We start from the raw sequence: 23,400 nt of genomic DNA, 5'->3' as shown, positions 1-23,400 counted from the left end.
TCTGGTTTGGGGTAGGGATCACGAATACGGAACAGCAAATGCAGGACCAAGGCAACCATGGTTAACAGGCGCAACGGGCTGCTGGGCGCTTTGGCGCTGATGGCCGCGGGCGGGGCTGCGGCGCTTGGATTGCGGCGGCGCCGTCAGGCCGGGCCGCCGATGCCGCCGCCGCTGACGCCCGAGGATTACCGTGCCGCGTTGCCGCCGCTGGCGGCGCCGGTGCCGCCGGTCAATGTCTATCATCTGGGTCACAGCCTTGTGGGTCGCGACATGCCGGCGCTGGCCGCCGCGCTGGGGGGTGCGCTGGGGGGCCAGGACCATGCGGCGCAGCTGGGCTGGGGCGCCTCGCTCAAGCACCACTGGCAGGGTGACGAATCCGTGCCCGGCTTTGACGCCGAAAACGCGCATCCGCATTTCCGCCCCGTGCGGCAGGTGCTGGAATCTGGCTGGGCCGATGTGCTGGTCCTGACCGAGATGGTCGAGCTGAAAGCCGCGATCCGCTGGTTCCATTCGGCGCATTACCTTGCGCAATGGGCGCTGCTGGCGCGGCAGGCCCGTCCCGACCTGCGCATCTATCTTTATGAAAGCTGGCATCCTCTGGACGACCCCGAGGGCTGGCTGGACCGCATCGACCGCGACCTGCCGACCCTGTGGGAAGAGCAGATCCTGCGCCGCGCGCTGGCCGTGCCGGGCGTCGGGCCGATCTACCTGATCCCCGGCGGGCAGGCGATGGCCGCCGTTGCCCGTGCTGCCGAATCGGGGCGGATCCCCGGCGTGACCTCGCGCGAGCAGCTGTTCGGGCGGGACGACGCGGGGGCGCTGGACCCGATCCATTTCAGCGATCTGGGCGCGCTGGTGGTGGCGCTGACCCATGTGGCGGTGATCCACCAGCGCCTGCCGGAACCCGGCACCGTCCCGCTGACGGCCGCCGGGGGCCGGTTGCTGGAGATTGCCCCTGACACCCTGCGCGCACTGCAAGACATCGTAGAGGCCACCGTCCGCCGCTTTCCACAGACCGGAGTGCCCGAATGATTCTGTCGGTCATCATCCCCGCCAGCAACGAAGAACGCTGGCTCGGCGCCTGTCTGGCGGCGCTGGTTGCGTCCGATCCGGTGGCGGGCGGCGCGGAAATCATCGTGGTGGCGAACGGCTGCCGCGACCGCACGGCCGAGGTGGCGCGCGCGGCGATCCCCGCGGCCGCGGCGGCGGGCTGGTCGCTGACCGTGATCGAGCGCGAACAGGGCGGCAAGCCCGCCGCGCTGAACCATGCCGACCGCGTGGCGCGGGGCGAGGTCCGCGCCTATCTGGATGCCGACGTGACCGTCTCGGGCCCGCTGATGGCGGGGCTGGTGCAGGCGCTGGGGGCGCGCGAGGATGCGGCCTATGGCTCGGGCCGGCCGCGGGTCACGGCGCGGTCCCGGCTCAGCCAAACCTATGCGCGGTTCTGGGCGCGACTGCCCTTTGCCCGCAGCACCGCGCCGGGGTTCGGGCTGTTTGCGGTCAACCGCGCCGGGCGCGCGCGCTGGGGCGAATTCCCGACGATCATTTCGGACGACAGCTATGTGCGGATGCTGTTCCAGCCGCATGAGCGGATCGAGGTGCCCGCCCCCTACGACTGGCCGATGACCGAAGGATTCGCCGCGCTGGTCCGCGTCCGCCGCCGTCAGGATGCGGGCGTGGCGGAAATCGCCGCCCGCTGGCCCGAGCTGCTGGCGAACGAGGGCAAGCCCCGGCTGGGCGCGGGCGGGGTCTTGCGGCTGGCGGCAGGCGACCCCGCGGGGTTCGCCACCTATGCGGCGGTGTCGCTGGCCGTCCGCGCGGGGCGCGACCGCGGGACATGGGCAAGGGGGCGGTGATGGGCGCGGGTGCGCATCGCTGCCGGGGCTATTTGCCCTGCTGCACGCGGCGATAGGATACCACCAGATCGTTGAAGCGGTTGCCCTGCAACGCCACATGCGGGCGCAGGGTCGCGGCGGCGCGCTCGGCGTCGCGCGCGGCGATGGCGTCAAAGATCTCGCGGTGTTCGGCCAGCGACTGCTGCATCCGCCCGCGCGCCTGCAACTGGGTGCGGCGAAACGGCGCCAGCCGGTTCAGCAGCCGCTCGGCCTCGGCCGCAAGGAACGAGTTCCCCGAGGCGTCATAGATCATCCGGTGAAAATCGCGGTTCGCGTCGAAATAGCCGGCCAGATCGCCGTCCGCGACCGCGGTTTCGCAGGCGGTGACGGTGTCGCGCAGCCGCTCAAGCGCCGGCTCGTCGATGCGTTGGGCGGCATAGCGTCCGCACAGCGCCTCGACATCGGCCATGAACTCGAACATCTCGACCAGCTCTTCCAGCGAGGGGTAATGCACAAAGGCCCCGCGCCGGTGTTCCAGCCGCACCAGCCCCGAGGCCGACAGCAGTTGCAGCGCCTCGCGCAGCGGCGTGCGCGACACGTTGAATTCCTGCGCCAGCCTTTGTTCGTTCAGCCGTTCGCCCTGCGCGAACTGGCCCGCCAGAAAGCGGTCCAGCAGCGCGTCGCGGATCAGGAATGCAGGGCGTTCGGCGGCCATGATCAACCCGTTATGCAGAACTGTCATTTCTGTATACAAACCAGTTGACACGGTATGCAAGTTTTCTGCAACCTGCTCGACGCAGCCGGGGACTGCGCGGGACAAGCCCGCAGAAAATATGAATCGGGAGGAAAGACATGAACGTCACCAGACTGGCCTCGTGGGCCGTTGCCGCCACTATTGCGCTGGGCGCGCCCCTGTCGGCCAAGGAACTGCGGCTGTCGCACCAGTTCGCCACCGGCGACCTGCGCCACAAGGTCGCCCAGATGGTCGCGGATGATGTCGCGGCCGCCGATGTGGACCTGACCATCAAGATCTTTCCGGCCAGCTCGCTGTTCAAGGCCAACGACCAGTATATCCCGGTCACGCGCGGGCAGCTGGACATGACGCTGTTTCCGCTGTCCTACGCGGGCGGGCAGCAGCCGGTCTATAACCTGACCCTGTTCCCCGGGCTGATCGAAAGCCACGAACACGCCCGCCGGGTGAACGATTCCCCCTTCATGCAGGAAATGGAAACCGTCCTGAACGGGGACGACGTGATGACGCTGGTGCATGGCTATCTGGCCGGCGGCTTTGCCTCGGTCGACGGCTGCATCCGCAGCCCCGCGGACGTCAAGGGCAAGACCGTGCGCGCCGCCGGCAAGGGGTTCGAGGAAATGCTGGAAGCCGCCGGCGCGTCTATCGCCTCGATGCCGTCGTCGGAAAACTACAATGCGATGCAGCAGAATATCCTGCACGCGCTGAACACCAGCTCGTCGTCCTTTGTGTCGTTCCGGCTGTATGAGCTGGCCAAATGCTACACCCCGGCCACCGACAGGGCGCTGTGGTTCATGTATCAGCCGCTGTTGATCAACAAGACCACCTTTGATGGGCTGACCCCCGAACAGCAGCAGGCGCTGCGCGACGCATCCGCCAAGGCCGAGGCCTATTACGCCGAGGAAGCCGCGAAAGAGGACGCCGAATCCGTCCGCGTGTTCCAGGAAGCCGGGGTCGAGATCGCCGAGATGTCGGACGAGGATTTCCAGGCGTGGAAGGATCTGGCGCAGGAATCTTCCTACAAGATCTTTGCCGCCGAGGTGCCGGACGGCGAGCGCTGGCTGGAACTGGCGACCTCGGTCGAGTGATCTGCTGAAACCCGCGGAAAGGCCGCGCGCCTTTCCGCCCCTTGGTGGGACAGGACCATGTCAGGACAAACCGTAGCGGTGGCCGCGCGCCATGGCGGAGATCCCTTTATCCGGGCGGTTCATGCCGTTTCGACCCTTTGCGGCTGGGTGGCGGCGGGGTTGCTGGTCGCCAGCCTGCTGATCACCTGCCAGATGATCTTTGTGCGCGCCGTGCTGGGGCAATCGACGATCTGGCAGACGGAAACCGTGATCTTTCTGGTCATCGCCGCGGTCTGTCTGGGCCTGCCCTATGTGCAGCTGGTGCGCGGGCATGTGAACGTGGACCTGCTGCCGCTGATGCTGAAAGGGCGCAACCGGATGATCTGGGCGGTGCTGCTCAAGCTGGTGACCATCGCGGTGATCGCGCTGATGGCGTGGTATAGCTTTGACGTGCTGCATCAGGCGTGGTCGCGCAACTGGAAATCCCCCTCGGTCTGGGCGCCGCGCATCTGGCCGGTCTGGGCGGCGGTGACTGTCGGTTTCACCCTGATGCTGCTGCAACTGCTGGCCGATTTCCTTGCGCTGCTGCGCGGTATCGACCAACCCTTTTCGCTGGAGACCCGCTGATGGACCCGCTGGTTCTTGGTGCCCTTGTCGGGCTGGTCACCATCGCCGTGCTGATGAGCGGGATTTCCGTCGGCGTCGGGCTGCTGGCGGTGTCGGCGCTGTTCCTGTTGGCCTTTGACGGCACGCGGTCGTTGCAGATGATGCCGGAAATCTTTTTCGGCGACCTCAATTCCTTTACCATCCTGTCGATCCCGATGTTCATCGTGATGGGGGCGGCGATTGCGTCCACCCGCGCCGGTGCCGACATCTTCGAGGCGATCGAGCGCTGGCTGACCCGCGTGCCGGGCGGGCTGGTAGTGTCGAACATCGGCGCCTGCGCGCTGTTTGCCGCCATGTCGGGATCGTCGCCCGCGACCTGCGCCGCCATCGGCAAGATGGGCATCCCCGAAATGCGCAAGCGCGGCTATCCCGACACGGTGGCCGCGGGGTCCATCGCCGCGGGCGGCACGCTGGGCATCCTGATCCCGCCCTCGGTCACGATGATCGTCTACGGGATCGCCACGGAAACCTCGATCGGGCGGCTGTTTCTGGCCGGGCTGGTGCCGGGAATCATGCTGGCCGGCATTTTCATGCTGTGGTCGATCTTTGCCACCTGGCGGGCGGGCACCATGGACCTGTTCCATGCACGGCATTATTCCCTGCGCGAGCGGCTTGAGATCCTGCCCCGCGTGCTGCCGTTCCTGATCGTCGTCGGGCTGGTGCTTTACGCGATGTATGGCGGGATCGCCACGACCTCGGAAACCGCGGCGGTGGGGGCGGTCGCCTGCCTGCTGATGGCCATGGTCATCTACAAGATGTGGAGCCCGCTCAAGATCTGGATCGTGCTGCGCGATTCCACCCGCGAAAGCATCATGATCCTGTTCATCATGGCCGCGGCCGGGGTGTTCGCCTATATGATGTCGTCGCTGTTCATCACCCAGTCGCTGGCCGCCTGGATCGCGGGGCTCGAGGTGAACCGCTGGGTGCTGATGTTCATCATCAACGTGTTCCTGCTGGTGGCCGGGTTCTTTCTGCCGCCGGTGGCGGTGATCCTGATGACCGCGCCGGTGCTGCTGCCGATCCTGCAAGCGGCGCATTTCGACCCCTACTGGTTCGCGGTGATCCTGACGATCAACCTTGAAATCGGGCTGATCACGCCTCCGGTGGGGCTGAACCTGTTCGTCATCAACTCGATCGCGCCGGAAATCTCGCTGCGCACTATTCTTGTCGGGTCGCTGCCCTATGTGATGTGCATGATCCTGGCGATCGTGGTGCTGTGCTTTTTCCCCTGGATCGCCACGGCCCTGCCGAACGCCCTGATGGGCCCGGTGATCGGAGGTTGAGCATGGGACGGCTGTCTTTCTTTACCGGCATGATGTCGGGCCTGTTCGAAAGGGTGCCGCGGCGCGGCGCCCCCCGCGGGGACGCGGGTTCGGGCGCCGGCATCACCGAGCTGTCGCTGGCGCTGCTGTCGGCGCAGGGCGAGGTCTCGGGGACGCGGCTTGCGGGCGAGATCCTTGACGGATACCGCGGGCTGGACCCGGGCGGTCGCGCCGCGTTCTTTGGCTGGATGGCCGGGGCGCTGGACGTCGAGCCGGCGGCGATCATCGCCGCGGCCGAACGCTATCGCGACGCGCCCGACCGGCGGTCCTACACCGCGCTGGCCGAGGCGGCCGAGCCGCGCCGCCAGGAACTGCTGCGCCGCCTGAACCAGGCGCCGGGGGCGACGCTGGATCTGGTGCGGATGCGGCTGGACCTGCTGCGGCTGCTGCCCGACCACCCCGAACTTGCCGTTCTGGACGTGGATTTCCGGCATCTGTTCCGGTCGTGGTTCAACCGCGGCTTTCTGGTGCTGCGCCCCATCGACTGGCACACGCCCGCCAACATCCTTGAAAAGATCGTGGAATACGAGGCCGTCCACGCCATCGACGACTGGTCCGACCTGCAACGCCGGGTGATGCCCGAGGACCGGCGCTGCTTTGCGTTTTTCCACCCCTCGATGCTGGAAGAGCCGCTGATCTTCGTCGAGGTGGCGCTGTGCCGCGGCATCCCGTCCTCGGTCCAGGATCTGCTGGCGGAAAACCGCGTGGCGCTGGACGACGAGGACACCGATACGGCGGTGTTCTATTCGATCTCGAACTGCCAGGAAGGTTTGCGCGGCATTTCCTTTGGCAACTCGCTGATCAAGCAGGTGGTGGCGGAGCTGCATCAGGAACTGCCGCAGTTGCATACGTTCGTGACGCTGTCGCCGATTCCGGGGCTGATGGGGCATCTGCGCGCGCAGGACGACGATGCCGCCCGCCGGCTGGTGGCCGCGGCGGATGCCGGCGACCGCGCCGCCATCGGCGCGCTGTCGGATGATCTGCGCACCCATGCCGCAAGCTGGCTGGCCGAGCAAAAGCGTCCCGGCGGCGCCCCCGCCGACCCGGTGGCGCGGTTCCATCTGGGCAACGGCGCCGAGCTGCATCTGATCCACGCGCTGGCCGATGTATCGGCGCAGGGGCTGGCGCAGTCGGCCTCGGCCATGGTCAGCTATCTTTACGACCTGAACCGGGTCGAGGCCAACCACGAGGCTTTCGCCGCACAGAACACCGTGGCGATGTCCAGGGAAATCAAGGCCCTGCTGTCCCGGGGCAAGCAGACAGGAAAGACCAAGGAATGACCAATCCGCTGTATGATGCGCTGATCGCGCCGCAGATCGACCGCACCGCGCCCCTGCTGCTGACCGACGGGGCCGAGATTTCCGGCGCCGAGTTTGCCGCCATGGCGCATCGTTTCGCCCATGCGCTGGTGGTGCTGGGGCTTGAGCCGGGCGACCGCATGGCGGTGCAGATCCAGAAATCCCCCGCGGCGCTGGCGCTGTATGGGGCGGCGCTGGCGGCCGGGGTGGTGTTCTTGCCGCTGAACACCGCCTATACCCCCGACGAGGTCGCGTATTTCGTCGAGAACTCGGGGGCGGTGCTGCTGGTCTGCGATCCTTCGGCCTCGGAATCGCTGGGGCCGGTCGCAGCCCACCACGGCGCCGCGATGCAGACGCTGGACGGCAGCGGCGAGGGCAGCCTGGCGCTGCTGGCGGCCGAGCAGCCGGGCAGTTTCGACCCGGTGGACCGCGGCCGCGACGATCTGGCGGCGATCCTTTACACCTCGGGCACCACCGGGCGCTCGAAAGGCGCGATGCTGACGCAGGCGAACCTGCTGGACAACGCGCAGGTGCTGGTCGACGAATGGCGTTTCACCGCCGACGACACGCTGCTGCACATGCTGCCGATCTTTCACACGCACGGGCTGTTCGTGGCCTCGAACGTGTCGCTGCTGTCGGGGGGCAGGATGATTTTCCTGCCCGGGTTCAGCGTCGATCGCGCGCTGCACTGGCTGCCGCAGGCGACCAGCATGATGGGGGTGCCGACCTTTTACACGCGGCTGCTGGATGACGCGCGTTTCGACCGGGCGCTGACCGGGCATATGCGGCTGTTCACCTCGGGGTCGGCGCCGCTTTTGGCGGAAACCCACCGGCAGTTCGAGGGGCGCACCGGCCACCGCATCCTTGAACGCTACGGGATGACGGAAACCAACATGTCCACCTCGAACCCGTATGAGGGCGAGCGCCGCGCCGGCACCGTGGGCTTTCCGCTGCCGGGGGTGGAACTGAAGATCACCGACCCCGAAACCGGCGCGGAACTGCCGCAGGGCACCGCCGGCATGATCGAGGTCCGCGGCCACAACGTCTTCAAGGGTTACTGGCAGATGCCCGAAAAGACCGCCGAGGAGCTGCGCGCGGACGGGTTCTTCATCACCGGCGACATCGGGGTGATCGACGCTGACGGCTATGTGTCCATCGTCGGGCGCGAAAAAGACCTGATCATCTCGGGCGGCTACAACATCTATCCCAAGGAAATCGAGCTGGCTCTGGACGAACAGCCGGGCGTGCTGGAAAGCGCGGTGATCGGCGTGCCGCATCCCGATTTCGGCGAAGGCGTGGTGGCGGTGATCGTGCCCGAGGCCGGGGCCTCGGTTTCCGCGCAGGCGCTTGAGGCCGCGATTGCCCCCGGCCTTGCGCGCTTCAAACAGCCCAAGCGTTACGAGATCATCCCGGAACTGCCCCGCAACACCATGGGCAAGGTGCAGAAAAACCTGCTGCGCGAACAGTTCAAGGACAGCTTTGCCGTCTGAGGAAACGGGGGGCGGCTGCGCCCCCCGTTTCTATTCGATGTCGGCAAGATCCGGCACCGCGTCCAGCAGCATTCGCGTGTAATCCGCCTGCGGGTGGTCGAAGATCGCATCGACCGGGCCGCTTTCGACCAGCACGCCCCGATGCAGCACCCCCACGTCATTGGCCATCTGCCGGATCACCGCAAGGTTGTGGCTGATCAGCAGATAGGTCAGGCCGAATTCGTCCTGTAGCTCGCTCATCAGATCCAGCACCTGGGCCTGAACGGACACATCCAGCGCCGAGGTCGGCTCGTCGCAGACGATGAATTCGGGCTGGCTGGACAGCGCGCGGGCAATGGCGATGCGCTGGCGCTGGCCGCCCGAAAACTCGTGCGGGAACTTGCGCATCACGATCGGGTCCAGCCGCACCTTGCGCAGCAGGTCCGCCACCCGATCCTCGATTTCCGACCCCTTGGCCAGACCCAGCACCCTTATCGGTTCCGCGATGATGTTGCCCACCCGCCAGCGCGGGTTGAGGCTGGCATAGGGATCCTGAAAGATCATCTGCACGGCGCGACGGCGCGCGCGCTCGGCCGCGCTGACCTGCCAGACGTCCATGCCGTTGACCACCACCCGGCCGGCGGTGGGTTCGATCAGCCCGGCGATCATGCGGGCGCAGGTGGATTTGCCGGACCCCGATTCGCCCACCAGCCCATAGGTTTCGCCGCGGCCGATGCGAAAGGACACGTCGTTGACCGCACGGAACGGCGGCACCCCGCGGCCCAGCACTCGCGCCAGCCAGCCGCCGCCGGCGTCAAAATCCTTGACCAGCCCCTGCACCTGAACAAAGGCCGGGGTGCTGCCTTGCGGCTGCGGGGGCGGCGCCTCGCCGGTGCGGGCGATGGTGGGGATCGAGCTGATCAGCTTGATCGTGTAATCCTCGCGCGGGTGGCGGATCACTTGCGCCACCGGGCCGGTTTCCACCACGCGGCCGGCGTTCATCACCATGATGCGGTCGGCGATCTGGGCGATCACACCCATGTCGTGGGTGATCAGCATCACCGCGGTGCCGCGGCGCTGGCACAGGTCTTTCAGCACCTTGATCACCTGCGCCTGCACCGACACATCCAGCGCCGAGGTGGGTTCGTCCGCGATCACCAGTTCCGGGTCGGCGGCGATGGCCAGCGCGATCACCACCCGCTGCCGCATCCCGCCGGAAAACTGGTGCGGATAGGCGTGGATACGCCCGCGGGCATCGGGAATCCCGGCCTCTTCCAGCAGGGAAATCGCGCGTTCCAGCGCCTGATCCTCGGTCAGCTCCATGTGCTGGCGGATGGTTTCCACCAGCTGGTCGCCGATGGTGAACAGCGGGTTCAGCGAGGTCAGTGGATCCTGCATCACCATGCCGATGCGCTTGCCGCGCAGGGCCTGCATCTGCGCGGGCGTCAGGGTGTCGATGCGGGTGCCGGACAGATGGACCTCGCCCGCGGTGAAACGGCCGGGGGGGTCCAGCAGCCCGATCACCGCGGCCCCGGTCATCGACTTGCCGGCGCCGGATTCGCCGACCACGCCCAGAACCTCGCCCGCCGCGATGTCAAAGCTGACCCCGTCCAGCGCGCGGAAATTGCCCCGGCGCAGCGGGAAATCCACCACGAGATCGCGGACGGAAAGAACGGGCGTATCGGTCATTTGCGCAGCCTCGGGTTCAGGGCGTCGCGCAACCAGTCGCCCAGCAGGTTGACCGACAGCGCCAGCAGGATCAGCGTGACGGCGGGAAAGGCAAGGATCCACCACTCGCCCGAGAACAGGAACCGCTGGCCGATCCGGATCAGCGTGCCAAGGCTGGGCTGGGTGGGCGGCACGCCGACGCCCAGATAGGACAGGGTGGCCTCTTCGATGATGGCAAGCGCGAGGCTGATGGTCGCGATCACCAGCACCGGCCCCAGCACGTTGGGCAGCACATGGCGGGTGACGATGGCCAGCGGGTTGCGCCCGAGCAGCCGGGCGGCGGAAACGTAATCCTTTTGCCGCTCGACCATGGTGGTGCCGCGCACGGTGCGGGCGAATTGCGCCCAGTTGGACAGGCCGATGGCCAGGATCAGCACCCAGACCGCGGTCTGTTCCTGCTGGCTGGCCGGGATCAGCCCCTGCGCCACCCCAAAGATCAGCAGCGCGATCAGGATGGCCGGAAACGACAGCTGCACATCGGCGATGCGCATGATCAGCGTGTCGGCAAAGCCGCCGCGATAGCCCGCGGTCAGCCCCAGCGCGATGCCCAGCGTCATCGCGAACAGCGTGGCCGCAAACCCCACGAACAGCGACACGCGAGAGCCATACATGATCGTGGACAGCATGTCGCGGCCCTGATCGTCGGTGCCCAGCAGATAGCTGGTGCCCGACAGCGCCTGCGCCCCCGGCGGGGTGAACCCGTCCATCAGCTCGACCGTGGCGGGGTTGAAAGGTGTGTGCGGCGCGATCCACGGCGCGAGCGCCGCGCCCAGGATCAGCGCCAGCGCCACCAGAGTCGCGATGATGGTCACGGGTGAACGTGACCATGAAAACCAGATGTCGCTGTCGAACAGCCGTTGCCAGAACCCGCGCGGGGCAGAAGTCTCGGGGGTGGCGGTTTCGGGGGGGATGGTCGGATCGGTCATTTCAGCGCCCCTTGCCCTGCACCCGCAGTCGCGGGTCGACCAGATAGTAAAGGATATCTACCACCAGGTTGATGGTGACAAAGACCAGCCCGACCATCATCAGATAGGTCGCCATCACCGGCACATCGACCGCCTGCACCGAGGTGATGAACAGCGACCCCACCCCCGGCCACTGGAACACGGTTTCCGTCACGATGGCAAAGGCGATGACCGAGCCAAGCTGCAACCCGGTGATGGTGATGACCGGGACCAGCGTGTTTTTCAGCGCGTGGCGGAAATTGATCACCCGGTCGGGCAGGCCGCGGGCGCGGGCAAAGCGGATATAGTCGCTGCGCAGCACCTCCATCATCTCGGCCCGGACCAGCCGCATGATCAGCGTCATCTGGAACAGCGACAGGGTGATCGCCGGCAGGATCAGCGAGCGCAGCCCGCTTTCGGTCAGGAACCCGGTGCGCCACCAGCCCAGCTGCACCGTGACGCCGCGCCCGTTCGAGGGCAGCCACTGCAATTCCACCGCAAAGATGTAGATCAGCCCGATGCCGATCAGAAAGGTCGGCAGCGACACCCCCACCAACGACAGCGTCATGATGACGCCCGACAGGAACGACCGCGCCCGCAGTGCGGTAAAGATGCCCATCAGCACCCCTAGCACCAGCGCCAGCGTGGCGGACACCACCGCCAGCTCGATCGTGGCCGGCAGCCGGTCAAGGATCAGCCGCATCGCCGGCTGCTGCAGCCGATACGAGATTCCGAAATTCCCCTGCAGCGCGTTGGTCAGGAAATTCCAGAACTGGACATAGAACGGATCGTTCAGCCCCAGCCGCTGGCGCATCAGTTCCTGATCCTCAAGCCTTGTGTCGACGCCGGCCATGGAAACGATGGGGTCGCCGACATAGCGAAAGATCAGGAACGCGATCAACGCCACTACCAGCATCACGATGACGGACTGGAAAAGGCGCCGCAGGATGAAGATGAGCATGGGTCGGGTTCCTGCTGGTCATTTCTGACAAGGGATCGGCGGGGCCGGAATGCTGGTGGTTGCGGATCGGGCCATCTGGCAGCGACCTTGTGCCTGCGCAAGTGTGACGCAAGGTTCCAGATCGGGAAACGGCCCGCCCCACACAGGAGCGGGCCGTCCTGCGTCACTGATCGAAGGTGACGCTCATCATCAGCGGCTGGTTTTCCGGGTGGACCTCGATGTTGACGCCTTTGCGCGTCGCATAGGCCAGCACCTGGTTGTGCAGCGGCAGCAGCACCCGGTCCTGCTGCACCACGTCCCAGATCTCGGCGATGGTGGCGTTGCGCTTGTCGATGTCGATCTCGGTTTCCAGCGACTCGATCTTGGGGTCCAGTTCCGGGTTGGAATACAGCCCGCCGTTATAGGCGCCGAAATTGCCCTGTTTGGTATGGACCAGGTCGTTGAAGATATAGGCCGAATCGAATGTCGGCACGCCCCAGCCCATCAGGTAGAAATCCGTCAGGTTGTTGGTGACCTGCGGCGAGTGCTGCGCAATGGGGCGCGAGGCCAGCGTCACCCGGATCCCGATCCGTGCCAGCATCCCCACCACGGATTGCGAGATCGCCTCGTCGTTCACATAGCGGTTGTTGGGGGTGTCCAGCGTGATGGTGAAGCCGTCGGGATAGCCCGCCTCGGCCAGCAGCGCGCGGGCGCGGTCCAGATCGGGGGCGGAATAGGCGTCCAGTTCCTCGGTCCAGCCGTTGACGAAGGGCGGCATCGCCACCCCGGTCGGCAATGAATTGCCCCGCATCACCACCTGCCTGATCGCGTCGCGGTCGATGGCCAGATGCATCGCCTCGCGCACCAGCGGATTGTCGATCGGGTTCGAATCGGTGATGTTCGAGGTCTTCAGCGGCTCTTCGCCAAAGCGATAGCCCAGATAGATGATGCGGTTTTCCGGGCCCTTGGTGACGGTGATGCCGTCGCTGGATTCCAGCCGCTCGATGTCCTGCACCGGCACGTCCTGCACGAAATCGACCTCGCCCGACAGCAGCGCGGCGACGCGGGTCGCGTTTTCGGTGATCGGGATATAGATGATCTCGGTCACCTGCGGCTGGTCGGCCCAGTGCTTGTCGAACCAGGTCAGGACCGAGCGCACGTCCACCTCGCGCTGGGTCAGCGTATAGGGGCCGGTGCCGTTGGTGTTGCGCACGGCGTGGTTGTCCTCGCCGGCGGCATAGTCCTGCACCTCGACCACGTTGTTGGCCTCGGACCATTCGCGGTCCATGATGAAGGTGTTGGTCAGGTTGTCGGGGTAAAGCGGGTTCGGCCCGATCATGTGGACCTCGACCGTGTGGTCGTCCACCGCGACGATGTGGTCCACGCCCGCGTGCAGCTGGCGCATGTTCGAGGTGGCCGAGCGCGCCCGGTCGATGGAAAACACCACATCGTCGGCGGTGAACGGCGCGCCGTCGTGAAAGGTCACGCCCTCGCGCAGCTTGAACACCCAGACGTTGGGCTCGCCGTCCTTGATCGACCACTCGGTGGCCAGCCGCGGGGTCAGCGTGCCGTCCACCTCGCGTTCGACCAGCGTTTCGTAGATGTGGTGCAGGAAATTGTGGTTGGTTCCCAGATTCTGCGAATGCGGGTCCAGCGTGGTCGCATCGGCGGCCTTGGCCCAGCGCAGGGTTTCGGCGCTGGCGGCACCCCCAAGGAACGTGGCCGACAGCAACGCCGCTGTCAGAAGTTTGTGACGATATTGCATGAGCTTGCACCTCCGCTGCATATTGCCTGCCAAGGTGGCCCGAGAGACGCGGTTCTGCAACTGCCGTTTTGCGCCCCGCCGCCCCGTGGCCGGGTGACGAGGCGTCAGAAACGGGGGTGGATCACTCGAACTCCATCTCGGCAAAGACCAGCCCTGCGTTCTTGGTCGCCAGTTCGTCAAAGGTGTCCAGATCCTGCCAGCGCGATTGGTCGACGTAATAGGCACCGGCCAGATCGCCGCCGTCCTCGATATGGGCGCCGATCTTTTCGCGCAGGTCCAGCAGATAGTCGCGGGTATAGAGCTGCACGGTTTCCATGTCGGTGGGGTGGCCGTGGCCGGGAATCACGATTTCGGCACCCAGCGGCACCAGCGCATTGTCCCAGGTCTCGATCCAGCAGCTGGTGCAGGTGTCGTTGAACAGCGGCAGCATCCGTTCGTGAAAGGCGATGTCGCCGGCGATCAGGGTCTTGTCGTCGGGCAGCCAGACCTGCGTGTCGCCGGGGCTGTGGGCGGGGCCAAGATGCAGCACCTCGATGGTGACGCCGCCCATGCTGGCGTCGTAGCGGTCGGTGAAGGTCTCGTCCGGGGCCACGATCACTGTGCCCTCGGCGCCCTCGCGGGCGTAATTCTGCAACGATTCCAGCGCCTGCGGGGCGCTGTCGGCGAACTCGGCCGCAGCGTCCTCGTGCGCGACGATCTTGACGCCCTGCTCGCGCCAGTAGCCGTTGCCCAGCATGGCGTGGCCCTGGCCGTTTTCGTTGATGACCAGCTTGACCGGCTGGTCGGTGATCGCCCTGATTTCGTCATGCAGTGCCCGGGCAAGCGCGGTCGAGGCCGCGCCGTTGATCACCACCACGCCGTCGTCGGTGACGATAAAGGACAGGTTGTTGTTGTGGCCCTGGTTTTCATAGGTGGGCGGGGCGGTGGCGCCGATGGCGGACCACACCCGGTCCGTCACCTGCACGGGTTTGTCGTAAAGCGGCGATTGCGGGTATTTGTCCGGGATGTCCTCGGATGCAACTGCGGCGCTGGCTGCGACGGCAAGCGCGGCCACCGGCACAAGGCGCTGGATGATGCGGAACATTGGACCCCTCCGTTTACATTCAAACATCACGATATGTCTGGGGGAGGGCGCGGGTCAACGTCTGTCGTCGGGCAGGGCAAGGATCCGCTGCACGATCTGCGCCGTGGGCCGGCCCGCGTCGATACGGTGCCAGCCGGTGATTTCGGCCGTGCGCTGCAACTGCGATTCCAGCACCGCCAGCGTCGCGTCCGAGGCCCCGCCCCGCCGCGCCGCCACCCGCTGGCGCAGCAGCGCCGGGTCGGCATCCAGCCAGACGCCCAGGAACCCCGCGCCGGCCTGCCGCGCCGCCTGTTCGATCGCCGCGCGGTCGGGTTCGCGGTCGTGCACCGCATTGGCGACCACCGGCGCGCCCTGCGCCAGCGTGGCGGTGCAGCGCCCGGCCATCTGCGCATAGACCTGCGCCGAAACCTCGGGCGCATAGGCGGCGGCGGGCAGCGGTGTTTCGGCGGCGACCCCGTGCATTGCCTTGCGCAACCGGTCGCTTTCCAGCAGCCGCGCGCCGGGCGGAGGGGAAAGATGCGGGGCCAGCGCCTCGGCCACCGTGGTCTTGCCCGATCCGCTAAGCCCCCCCAGCGCCACCAGCCGCGCAGGTGCTTGCGCCAGCAGCGTCTGCGCGAGGTCGAAATACCCCCGTGCCTCGGCCGCCAGCCCGTTGCGGCCCGCGCCCGCGGTATCGGCCTGTGTGGCGATGACATGCGCCCGCACCGCCGCCCGCACCGCCATGAAGAACGGCAGCAGCGCGAAAGCGTCCTCGTCGCCGGTCGCGTCGCACCAGCGGTTGGCGGCAAGGTTCGCCAGCCCTGCCAACCCGCGGTGCCACAGGTCCATCAGCAGAAAAGCAAGGTCATAGGCGACGTCGATGCCGGCCAGCTGTTCGTTGAACTCGATGCAGTCGAACAGCAGCGGGCGACCGTTGATCAGGCAGATGTTGCGCAGATGCAGGTCGCCATGGCAGCGCCGCACCATCCCGGCCTCGGCGCGCCGGTCCAGCGCCGGGGCGTGGCGGGCAAGGGCTGTGCGAAAACCGGCGTTCAGCCCGGCCTGTTCGGCGGGGGAAAACACCGAGGCGCCGGCGAAACCGGATTCGTTGATGCCCAGCACCCAGGCCATGTTGTCGGCGCCGCCGATGTGCAAAACCTGCGCCGCGGCGTGGAAATCGGCGATGTTGCGGGCAAGCGCCTCGATCAGCGGGGGTGTCAGCTTTCCCGCCGCGGCCATGCAGTCGAACAGGCAATCCTGATCGAAACGGGCCATTTCCACCACCGCATCGACCAGTTCGCCCGCGCCGTCAAAGGCGATGCCGCCCGCGTCCCGCGTCAGCCGCCGCACCCGCAGATACAGCGCTGGCGCGGTGCGGCGGTTCAGCGTCAGCTCGGTCTGACACGCCGCCAGCCGCAGCGCGGGCGTCGAAAAATCCGCATAGGGCAGGCGCACCGCCCGCTTCATCTTCCAGGCGCGGTCGCCGGACAGGAAGATGCGCGAGATATGGGTCTCGATCACCTCGACGGGGGCGCCGCCATGGGTGGCCGGATCGGACAGGAACCTGATCACATCCGCCTGATCGTCCATGCCCGCCCCTTTCCGGCCTCAGCCCATCCGTTCCGAGGCGTAGCTGCCGGGCGACGCCGGGAACACCACCGTCTTGTTGCCGTTCAGGAACACCCGCCCGTTCACATGCGCATGGACCGCCCGCGCCAGCACCGAGGCTTCCACGTCGCGGCCAAGGCTGACGTAATCCTCGGGCGATTGCGCGTGGGTCACCCGCACGATGTCCTGTTCGATGATCGGGCCTTCGTCCAGATCGGCGGTGACGTAATGGCTGGTCGCGCCGATCAGTTTCACCCCCCGCTCGAACGCCTGCTTATAGGGGTTGGCGCCCTTGAAGCTGGGCAGGAAGGAGTGGTGGATGTTGATGATCCGCCCCGACATCTTGCGGCACAGATCATCCGACAGCACCTGCATATAGCGCGCCAGCACCACCAGCTCGGCCCCGGAATCCTCGACCACGGCCATCAGCTGCGCCTCGGCCTGCGGCTTGTTCTGTTTCGTGACCTTGATGCAGTGGAACGGGATGTCGTGGTTCACCACCAGCTTTTGATAGTCCATGTGGTTCGAGATCACGGCCACGATGTCGATGGGCAGCCCGCCGATGCGCCAGCGATACAGCAGGTCGTTCAGACAATGCCCAAAGCGCGACACCATCAGCACCACCCGGCGCTTGCGGGTTTCGTCAAAGAACTCGGTCTCCATCCCGAAGGGGGCGGCGATGGGGGCAAAACCTTGCTGCAATTCGTCCAGCGTGCGGCCCTTTTCGCTTTGAAAGCTGACGCGCATGAAGAAACGGCCGGTGTCGATGTCGTCGAACTGGGCGCTGTCGGTGATGTTGCAGCCCTGATCGGCCAGAAAACCCGAGATGGCGGCGACGATGCCGCGGGTCGAGGGGCAAGAAACGCGAAGGGCAAAGCGTGACATCAAGGATTCCTGTGGGCAGTGCGGATGCGGCCCGGGACCGGGGTCAAGGCCAAGGCCGGGGTCGGGGCGTGGGCCGACACATGCCAGACCGGCGCGGGATTGTCAGGGGGGCGGGATGGCCCGGCTGTCAGCCGGCGGGCAGCAGGCTGATTTCGGGCAATGGCTCAAGGGGCGGCAGCGGCTCGATTGTGAACAGCGGATCAAGGCGGGGGGTGCTGGTGCGGATCACCGCGCCGGGGCCGCCCAGCGTCGCGATCTGCGCGGCCAGCTGGGCGATGGCGGCGTTCTGCGCGGCGGCGATGGCGGCGGGCGGGGCCGGAGGCTTGCGCCCGCCCCCGCCGGGGGTGGCCTGCGGGATCGGCACCGCGATGTCGAAGCTGCGGGCGTGGTTGGCGCCGCCCGCGCTGTCCTGCGCGACGTAATAGCGCCCGCTCAGCCGATAGGTGCCGTCCATCTGGGCCAGTGCCTTTTCCACCCGCACCTCGACGCGGCGGCGGGGCGGCTCGGCCAACGGCCATGGCTCGGCGATCACCGTGGCCCCGCTCATGTCCGAAATGGCGCGGGCCAGCGTCAGGGTAAAGCCGCGTTCCGGCTTGTCGGCCCACAGGGTTTTCGTGTTCGAGCGCACGGCCCCGTCGGCGGTCTGCCACGCGATTTCGCCCGAGGCCGCGTATTCCGGCAGCGACACGTCGCGCAGCTCTGCCGTGCCCAGATTGTTGGCGACCCGCACCGGGGGCGTTGCGGGGTCGATCAGATAGCGGCCGGTTGCCTCGGGGTTGGAACAGCCGGCCAGCGCCAGCGCCGCGGTCAGGGAAAACAGGCAAAGGCGCATGGTCTAACGTCCCAGGATAAAGGCGCGGGGGTTGCGCTCGATGGTGGTGGCAAGGCTGCCGAACGCCTCGGCGGCGCGGCGTAGGCTGCGCATGGTGTTGATGGTTTCGGTGTTGAAGGCGCCGCGTTCGCCGTAGCTGGCGATCACCAGCTCGCCCCGCGCCGCCAGCCGCTGAAGCCGCTGCGCCAGCGCCGGCAGGGTGTTGGCGGCCTCGGCCACCTGATCGGCCGCGCGTCGCGCCGATTGCAGCGCCGTGTTCAGATTGCCGGCCGCGCCGCCCTCGCGCAGGTCGTCGAGCAGCGCCGAGGCGGCCTTGAGCGTGTCGGACAGGTTGCGCGGCAACTGCTCGGCATCCTCGCTGCCCAGCATGGCGCGCAAATCGTCCACCACCGCCTTGGCCGAGCCGCTGATGCCGGAAAAATCGAATTCCTCGACGGCGACGGCGGCGGCCTCGATCTGCTCGACCATCGAGGGCACGTCGGCTGCGGCCGCGGTCACCGCCTTGGCGGCGGCGGCGGTGTCGTCCAGCGCCTGCCCGATGCGCCCGGCCAGCCCGCCGCCCCGCAGCTCGGCGGAAATCGCGCTGATGTCGGCGGCCGCGGCGCCGATTTCGTCGCTGGCCTTGCGCAGCGATTCGGGGATGGCGCGGGTATCCTGCGAGGCGGCGATGGCGGTCACGCTGTCCATCATGTCGGTGGCGGATTTCAGCAGCTCTTCCAGCTTGAGCTTGCCCAGCCGCGTCATCAGCCCCTGCGCGGTGGCCGAGACATCCGACAAATCCGGGGGCGCTGCGGGAATTATGGCAAAGGGTTCGGCGGTGGCGTCGATCCGCGCGGGGGCTGTGTCGGGCAGCTCGACCAGCTCGACCATCAGCGAGGTGCCCAGCAGCCCCGCCCCCGCGACCCGCGCCCGCAGCCCCTGTTCGGCGACAAGCTGGGACAGGAACTCCAGCGCCTCGGCGGGGCCGGCGTCCGCGGGCAGGCCCATGCGCTGGGGCGACACGGCCAGGGTGATGTCCTGAAACACCTCGCCGTCCTCGGCCGAGACGCGCACGGCCAGATTGGTGATGCGGCCAACCCTCAGCCCCTGGAACTGCACGTCGGCGCCGACCGGCAGGCCGCGCACCGCCTCGGGAAGCAGCATGGTCAGGCGCAGCTCTTCCTCGGGCGAGGTGGCGAACAGGCTGTCGCGCGCTGTCTCGCGGTCGGGTTGCAGGTGGAACACATGCCCCGCCGCGACCGGAGCGCCGCCCGAGGACAGCGTGGCGAATTCCGCGCCCCCCTGCACCACCGAGGCCAGCGAGCCGATGTTCAGCGCGATCCCTTGCGGCCCCAGTGAGATCCCGAACCCCGAGACATCCCAGAACACGGTGGTGGTGGTCAGCCGGCGGTCGTGCGGGGCCTCGATGAACACGTCGGCGACGACGGTTTCGCCGGATTCCGACAGGCGCAGGTTCTGCATCTGCCCCACCGCCAGCCCGTGATACAGGATCGGGGCGCCCTCGCTCATCCCGGCGGCGTCGGTGGCGGACAGCCGCACCCAGGTGCCGCGTTCGTTGCTGCGCGTCAGCGGCGCGCGTTCCAGCCCGCGATGGACCTCAAGTTCGGTGGTGCCCGGCTCGCTGTCCCACCAGCCTTCGATGAAGGCGCCGGTCAGCACCGTGTCCAGCCGCGAGATCCCCTGTGCCGAGACCTGCGGGCGCACGATCCAGAATTCGGCGTCGTCGTCGATGAACTGGGCAATGTCCTTGTCCACCCGCATGTCCACGATCACCTGTTCGAGATCGTGGGTAAAGCGGACGGCCTCGACCTGGCCGACGGTGATTTCGCGGAATTTCAGCAGGGTTTCGCCGGGGGTGATGCCGGTGGCGTCCTTGAACCCGACGGAAACCAGCGTGCCGCGCCCGGCATAGGCGTTCCAGGCCAGCGCCAGCGTGACCAGCAGCGCGATGATCGGCACCGCCCAGATGACCGAGACCCCGGCCCGCGCCGCCCGCGCCGCGGTGCGCCGGACGGGATGCGCCGGGCGCAGCGGGGCGGGCGCGGGGGTGTGTTCAGGGGGGCGAGTGTCGGTCATTCGGCGGTCCTGTCCCTGCGGGTCCGAAGCGGCAATCCGCGCCAGATCAGCCGCGGATCAAAGCTTTGTGCGGAAAGCATCGTGAAGGCAACCGACAGCGCAAAGCTGACCGCCGCCGGTCCGGGGTGGATCGAGGCGACGAATCCCAGCTGCACCAGCGCCGACAGGATCGCCACGACGAACACGTCGATCATCGACCAGCGGCCGATGAACTCGACCGCCTCCAGCGCGCGCAGCCTTGTGTGGGCCGATTCCACGGTGGCGGGCCGTCCGGCGACGGTGGCAAGCCACGCGATCACCAGGAACTTGCCGATCGGCACGATGATCGAGGCGACAAAAACCACCGCCGCCACCCCGTAGTTGCCGTAATGCAGCAGCTCGATCACCCCGCCCACGATGGTGGCTTCGCTGTTGCCGGCCAGCCCGCCGAAAGTCCGCGTCTTGAGCATCGGCAGCAGGTTGGCCGGGATATAGAAGATCAGCCCCGCCAGCCACCACGCCCAGACCGCCTGCAGGCTGCGCCGGTCGGGCGGGTAGATATGCGCCCCGCAGCGGCCGCAGAACTCGGTTGCATGAGGCCAGACCCGCCCGCAGCCGCGGCAGCCGATCAGCCCGGCGCGATGGGCGGTCAGGACGGGGCTGTCGTCTTGCGTCTCGGGCGGCGGCGGCAGGGGGCGCGCGCTCATCCGGCGCGCCCGCCGGTGGCGATGCGGCTGCGGCGTTGCGCGACAGCCTGCGGGTCGGCGACCACCTCGCGCCCGTCGGTAAAGGCGCCGCGGTCCTCAAGCGTGTCCCAGATCGTGGCCGAACAGGTGAACACGTTGCTGGCCGCGCCCACCACGATCAGCCCGCAGAACGCCCAGAACGCGGGGCCAAGGCTGACGGTCGCCAGCCCCGCCACCTTGACCAGCGCGACCGAGGTGCCGATCACGAAGATCTCGGCCATCGACCACGGGCGCAGCAACTCGGACAGGCGGAACGCCTCGCCCGCGTGGCGCGCGGGCGGGCCGTCGCCGCGCATCGGCAACAGCACATAGACCAGCAGCAATGCCCGCAGCGCCGGCAACCCGACGACAAAGCCCAGCATCGCCACCGTCAGCGGCATCAGCCAGCCATGGGAAAACGCCAGCGCCACCCCGAACAGCGAGGTGGCGTTGCCGAACCCCATGCGCGAGATTTCCAGGAACGGGAAAAAGATCGCCGCGATCATCAGCACCAGCGAGGTGACCGACAGCGCCACGATCTGGGTGAACGCGCCGGCCCGCGGCCGGCCCAGCACCTTGGCGCAGCGGATGCAGCGGGCGGTTTCGCCCTCGGACAGCTCGTCCTCGACATGCAGCGCGTCGCAGCGCGGACAGGCCATCAGCCCCGCGCCGGTTTCCAGGTCGAACTGTCCCGCCTCTATCATGGGGATAATCTAGCCCGATCCGGGCACCGCGCAAGCTGGGTGCCCCGGCAAAGTGACGCGGATACGCAGCTTTGCGTCGGGATGCGGCTTTGCTAGCGTGGGGCGGGAAAGATGGGAGTGGTCGAATGCATGATGTCGTCATCGCGGGGGCGGGCAGCGCCGGCTGCGTCCTTGCCGCGCGGCTGTCCGAAGATCCGCGCCTGCGCGTCCTGCTGATCGAGGCCGGCGAAAGCGACCGCTATCCATGGATCCATGTGCCGATCGGCTATCTCTACTGCATTGGCAACCCGCGCACCGACTGGATGTACAAGACCGCCCCCGACCCCGGGCTGCACGGTCGGCAGTTGCTGTATCCGCGCGGCAAGGTGCTGGGCGGGTGCAGTTCGATCAACGGGATGCTGTATCTGCGCGGGCAGGCCGCCGATTACGACCACTGGCGCCAGCTTGGCTGCACCGGCTGGGGCTGGGACGACGTGCAGCCGCTGTTCCTGAAATCCGAGGATTACGTTGACGGCGCGTCCGAACATCACGGCGAGGGCGGCCCCTGGCGGATCGAGCGGCAGCGGCTGCGCTGGGACATTCTTGACGACTGGGCGCAGGCCGCGCAGGCCGAGGGGATCCCCGCCAGCGACGATTTCAACACCGGCGACAACGAGGGCGTGGGCTATTTCAAGGTCAGCCAGAAAAACGGCTGGCGGGTCTCGGCCGCCCGCGCCTTTCTGCGCCCGGCGATGAAGCGGCCGAACTTGACCGTGATGACCGGCCGCCACGTCCGCCGCGTCGTGTTCGAGGGCGACCGCGCGGTGGGGCTCGAGCTGTTCGCCGACGGCGCGGTCGAGGTGGTGCGCGGGGCCCAGGTGGTGCTGTCGGCCGGCGCCATCAACACGCCGCAGATCCTGCAACTCTCGGGCATTGGCCCGGGGGCGCTGTTGCAGGACATGGGCATCGCGGTGCGCCGCGACGCCCCGGTGGGCGAGAATCTTCAGGATCACCTGCAATTGCGCTGCGCGTGGAAGGTCTCGGGTGCGCGCACGCTGAACCAGATGGCCCGGCGCTGGTGGGGGCGGGGGATGATCGGCGCGGAATATCTGCTGCGCCGCACCGGCCCGATGAGCATGGCACCCAGCCAGCTGGGGGCGTTCGCGCGCTCAAGCCCCGATGTGGCGACGCCGGATCTGGAATGGCACGTCCAGCCGCTGAGCCTCGAGGCGTTCGGCCAGCCGCTGCATGATTTTCCCGCGATCACCGCCAGCGTCTGCCACCTGCGCCCCGAAAGCCGCGGGCATGTGCGCATCACCTCGGCCGACCCGATGCGCGCGCCCGAGATCGCGCCGAACTACCTGTCCACCCCCGGCGACCGCCTGACCGCGGCGCGCGCGATCCGCCTGACCCGACGCATCATGGCGGCCGAGCCGATGGCCCGCTATCGCCCCGAGGAAATGAAGCCCGGCGCCGCGTTCCAGAGCGACGAGGAACTGGCCGAGGCCGCCGGCACGGTCGGCTCGACCATCTTCCACCCGGTGGGCACGGCGCGGATGGGTGCCGGCGACGATGCCGTGGTGGACCCGCGGCTGCGGGTGCGCGGGGTGCAGGGGCTGCGCGTGGTCGATGCCTCGGTGATGCCTGTGATCACATCGGGCAACACCAACGCCCCCACCATCATGATCGCGGAAAAGGCCGCCATGATGATGCGCGAGGAAATACGCGGCATTTGATCGGTTAACCCGCGGGCAAGGTTGCGTC

The 23,400-nt window shown here is 67.5% G+C and carries 20 protein-coding genes; 8 read left to right on the top strand and 12 right to left on the bottom strand.

Translation table 11 applies throughout. The features are described 5' to 3' along the window. Window positions 1–57 precede the first annotated feature (57 nt). Both BLW83_RS11720 and BLW83_RS11715 read left to right on the top strand, forming a co-directional pair. Window positions 58–1,032: a hypothetical protein gene (locus tag BLW83_RS11720; protein WP_090848409.1), complete on the top strand. Its 975-nt coding sequence runs from the start codon at window positions 58–60 to the stop codon at window positions 1,030–1,032. Beyond that, on the top strand, window positions 1,029–1,856 hold the full coding sequence (locus BLW83_RS11715; protein ID WP_090848408.1) for a glycosyltransferase: 828 nt from the start codon (window positions 1,029–1,031) through the stop codon (window positions 1,854–1,856). Before BLW83_RS11720 ends, BLW83_RS11715 begins: the two co-directional genes overlap by 4 nt. Window positions 1,857–1,884: 28 nt before the next feature. On the opposite strand, the gene BLW83_RS11710 is transcribed toward BLW83_RS11715, so the two are convergent. Beyond that, window positions 1,885–2,577 (bottom strand): GntR family transcriptional regulator, encoded by a 693-nt coding sequence (locus tag BLW83_RS11710; RefSeq protein ID WP_245728817.1) that lies wholly within the window; start codon window positions 2,575–2,577, stop codon window positions 1,885–1,887. 110 nt (window positions 2,578–2,687) lie between these two features. On the opposite strand from BLW83_RS11710, the gene dctP reads away from it, so the two are divergent. From dctP to BLW83_RS11685, 5 genes are read left to right on the top strand one after another with little or no spacing between them, the layout of a single operon-like run. Further along, complete coding sequence (dctP, locus tag BLW83_RS11705; protein ID WP_090848407.1) at window positions 2,688–3,674, top strand: TRAP transporter substrate-binding protein DctP; 987 nt, start codon at window positions 2,688–2,690, stop codon at window positions 3,672–3,674. Window positions 3,675–3,731: 57 nt separating this feature from the next. Continuing rightward, window positions 3,732–4,280: a TRAP transporter small permease subunit gene (locus BLW83_RS11700; RefSeq protein WP_090848406.1), complete on the top strand. Its 549-nt coding sequence runs from the start codon at window positions 3,732–3,734 to the stop codon at window positions 4,278–4,280. Then, entirely contained in the window at window positions 4,280–5,602 is a 1,323-nt protein-coding gene (locus BLW83_RS11695) for a TRAP transporter large permease (protein WP_090848405.1), read from the top strand. The genes BLW83_RS11700 and BLW83_RS11695 overlap by 1 nt, the downstream gene beginning before the upstream one ends. A gap of 2 nt (window positions 5,603–5,604) precedes the next feature. Beyond that, window positions 5,605–6,921, top strand: a complete 1,317-nt coding sequence (locus BLW83_RS11690; protein WP_090848404.1) for a malonyl-CoA decarboxylase domain-containing protein — start codon at window positions 5,605–5,607, stop codon at window positions 6,919–6,921. Further along, entirely contained in the window at window positions 6,918–8,429 is a 1,512-nt protein-coding gene (locus tag BLW83_RS11685) for a malonate--CoA ligase (protein WP_090848403.1), read from the top strand. Before BLW83_RS11690 ends, BLW83_RS11685 begins: the two co-directional genes overlap by 4 nt. 30 nt (window positions 8,430–8,459) lie before the next feature. Here the strand turns inward: BLW83_RS11685 and BLW83_RS11680 are convergent, their stop codons facing one another. The 11 genes from BLW83_RS11680 to BLW83_RS11630 all read right to left on the bottom strand — a co-directional run bounded on the left by BLW83_RS11680 (window position 8,460) and on the right by BLW83_RS11630 (window position 21,657). Beyond that, complete coding sequence (locus tag BLW83_RS11680; RefSeq protein ID WP_090848402.1) at window positions 8,460–10,097, bottom strand: ABC transporter ATP-binding protein; 1,638 nt, start codon at window positions 10,095–10,097, stop codon at window positions 8,460–8,462. Next, window positions 10,094–11,062, bottom strand: a complete 969-nt coding sequence (locus BLW83_RS11675; RefSeq protein ID WP_090848401.1) for an ABC transporter permease — start codon at window positions 11,060–11,062, stop codon at window positions 10,094–10,096. Before BLW83_RS11675 ends, BLW83_RS11680 begins: the two co-directional genes overlap by 4 nt. 1 nt (window position 11,063) lies before the next feature. Beyond that, entirely contained in the window at window positions 11,064–12,041 is a 978-nt protein-coding gene (locus BLW83_RS11670) for an ABC transporter permease (protein WP_090848400.1), read from the bottom strand. A 163-nt stretch (window positions 12,042–12,204) separates the two neighbouring features. Further along, the gene (locus BLW83_RS11665; protein WP_090848399.1) at window positions 12,205–13,785 is read right to left on the bottom strand and encodes an ABC transporter substrate-binding protein; all 1,581 of its coding nucleotides are present in this window, start codon (window positions 13,783–13,785) and stop codon (window positions 12,205–12,207) included. A gap of 121 nt (window positions 13,786–13,906) precedes the next feature. Then, window positions 13,907–14,869 (bottom strand): MBL fold metallo-hydrolase, encoded by a 963-nt coding sequence (locus BLW83_RS11660; RefSeq protein ID WP_090848398.1) that lies wholly within the window; start codon window positions 14,867–14,869, stop codon window positions 13,907–13,909. 54 nt (window positions 14,870–14,923) lie between these two features. Beyond that, window positions 14,924–16,438: a bifunctional aminoglycoside phosphotransferase/ATP-binding protein gene (locus BLW83_RS11655; protein WP_090848397.1), complete on the bottom strand. Its 1,515-nt coding sequence runs from the start codon at window positions 16,436–16,438 to the stop codon at window positions 14,924–14,926. Window positions 16,439–16,456: 18 nt separating this feature from the next. Beyond that, complete coding sequence (gene purU, locus BLW83_RS11650; protein ID WP_090848396.1) at window positions 16,457–17,341, bottom strand: formyltetrahydrofolate deformylase; 885 nt, start codon at window positions 17,339–17,341, stop codon at window positions 16,457–16,459. 127 nt (window positions 17,342–17,468) lie between these two features. Then, complete coding sequence (locus BLW83_RS11645) at window positions 17,469–18,173, bottom strand: PqiC family protein (RefSeq protein ID WP_090848395.1); 705 nt, start codon at window positions 18,171–18,173, stop codon at window positions 17,469–17,471. 3 nt (window positions 18,174–18,176) lie between these two features. Then, a complete protein-coding gene (locus BLW83_RS11640) occupies window positions 18,177–20,249 on the bottom strand; it encodes a PqiB family protein (protein ID WP_090848394.1) in 2,073 nt (690 codons plus the stop codon). After that, a complete protein-coding gene (locus tag BLW83_RS11635; protein WP_090848393.1) occupies window positions 20,246–20,935 on the bottom strand; it encodes a paraquat-inducible protein A in 690 nt (229 codons plus the stop codon). Before BLW83_RS11635 ends, BLW83_RS11640 begins: the two co-directional genes overlap by 4 nt. Beyond that, window positions 20,932–21,657 carry a paraquat-inducible protein A gene (locus BLW83_RS11630; RefSeq protein ID WP_090848392.1) on the bottom strand — a complete coding sequence of 242 codons (726 nt, stop codon included), beginning with the start codon at window positions 21,655–21,657 and terminating at the stop codon, window positions 20,932–20,934. The genes BLW83_RS11635 and BLW83_RS11630 overlap by 4 nt, the downstream gene beginning before the upstream one ends. A 125-nt stretch (window positions 21,658–21,782) precedes the next feature. Between BLW83_RS11630 and BLW83_RS11625 the strand changes: the two genes are divergently transcribed. Beyond that, window positions 21,783–23,372, top strand: coding sequence for a GMC family oxidoreductase (locus BLW83_RS11625; protein WP_090848391.1), 1,590 nt, complete (start codon window positions 21,783–21,785; stop codon window positions 23,370–23,372). The last annotated feature ends 28 nt before the right edge of the window (window positions 23,373–23,400 follow it).

The sequence above is a fragment of the Paracoccus alkenifer genome, assembly GCF_900108405.1.
Taxonomy (GTDB): Bacteria; Pseudomonadota; Alphaproteobacteria; order Rhodobacterales; family Rhodobacteraceae; genus Paracoccus; species Paracoccus alkenifer.
Note: the sequence above shows the minus strand (reverse complement) of the source record. Positions and strands in the feature narration are given on the sequence as shown.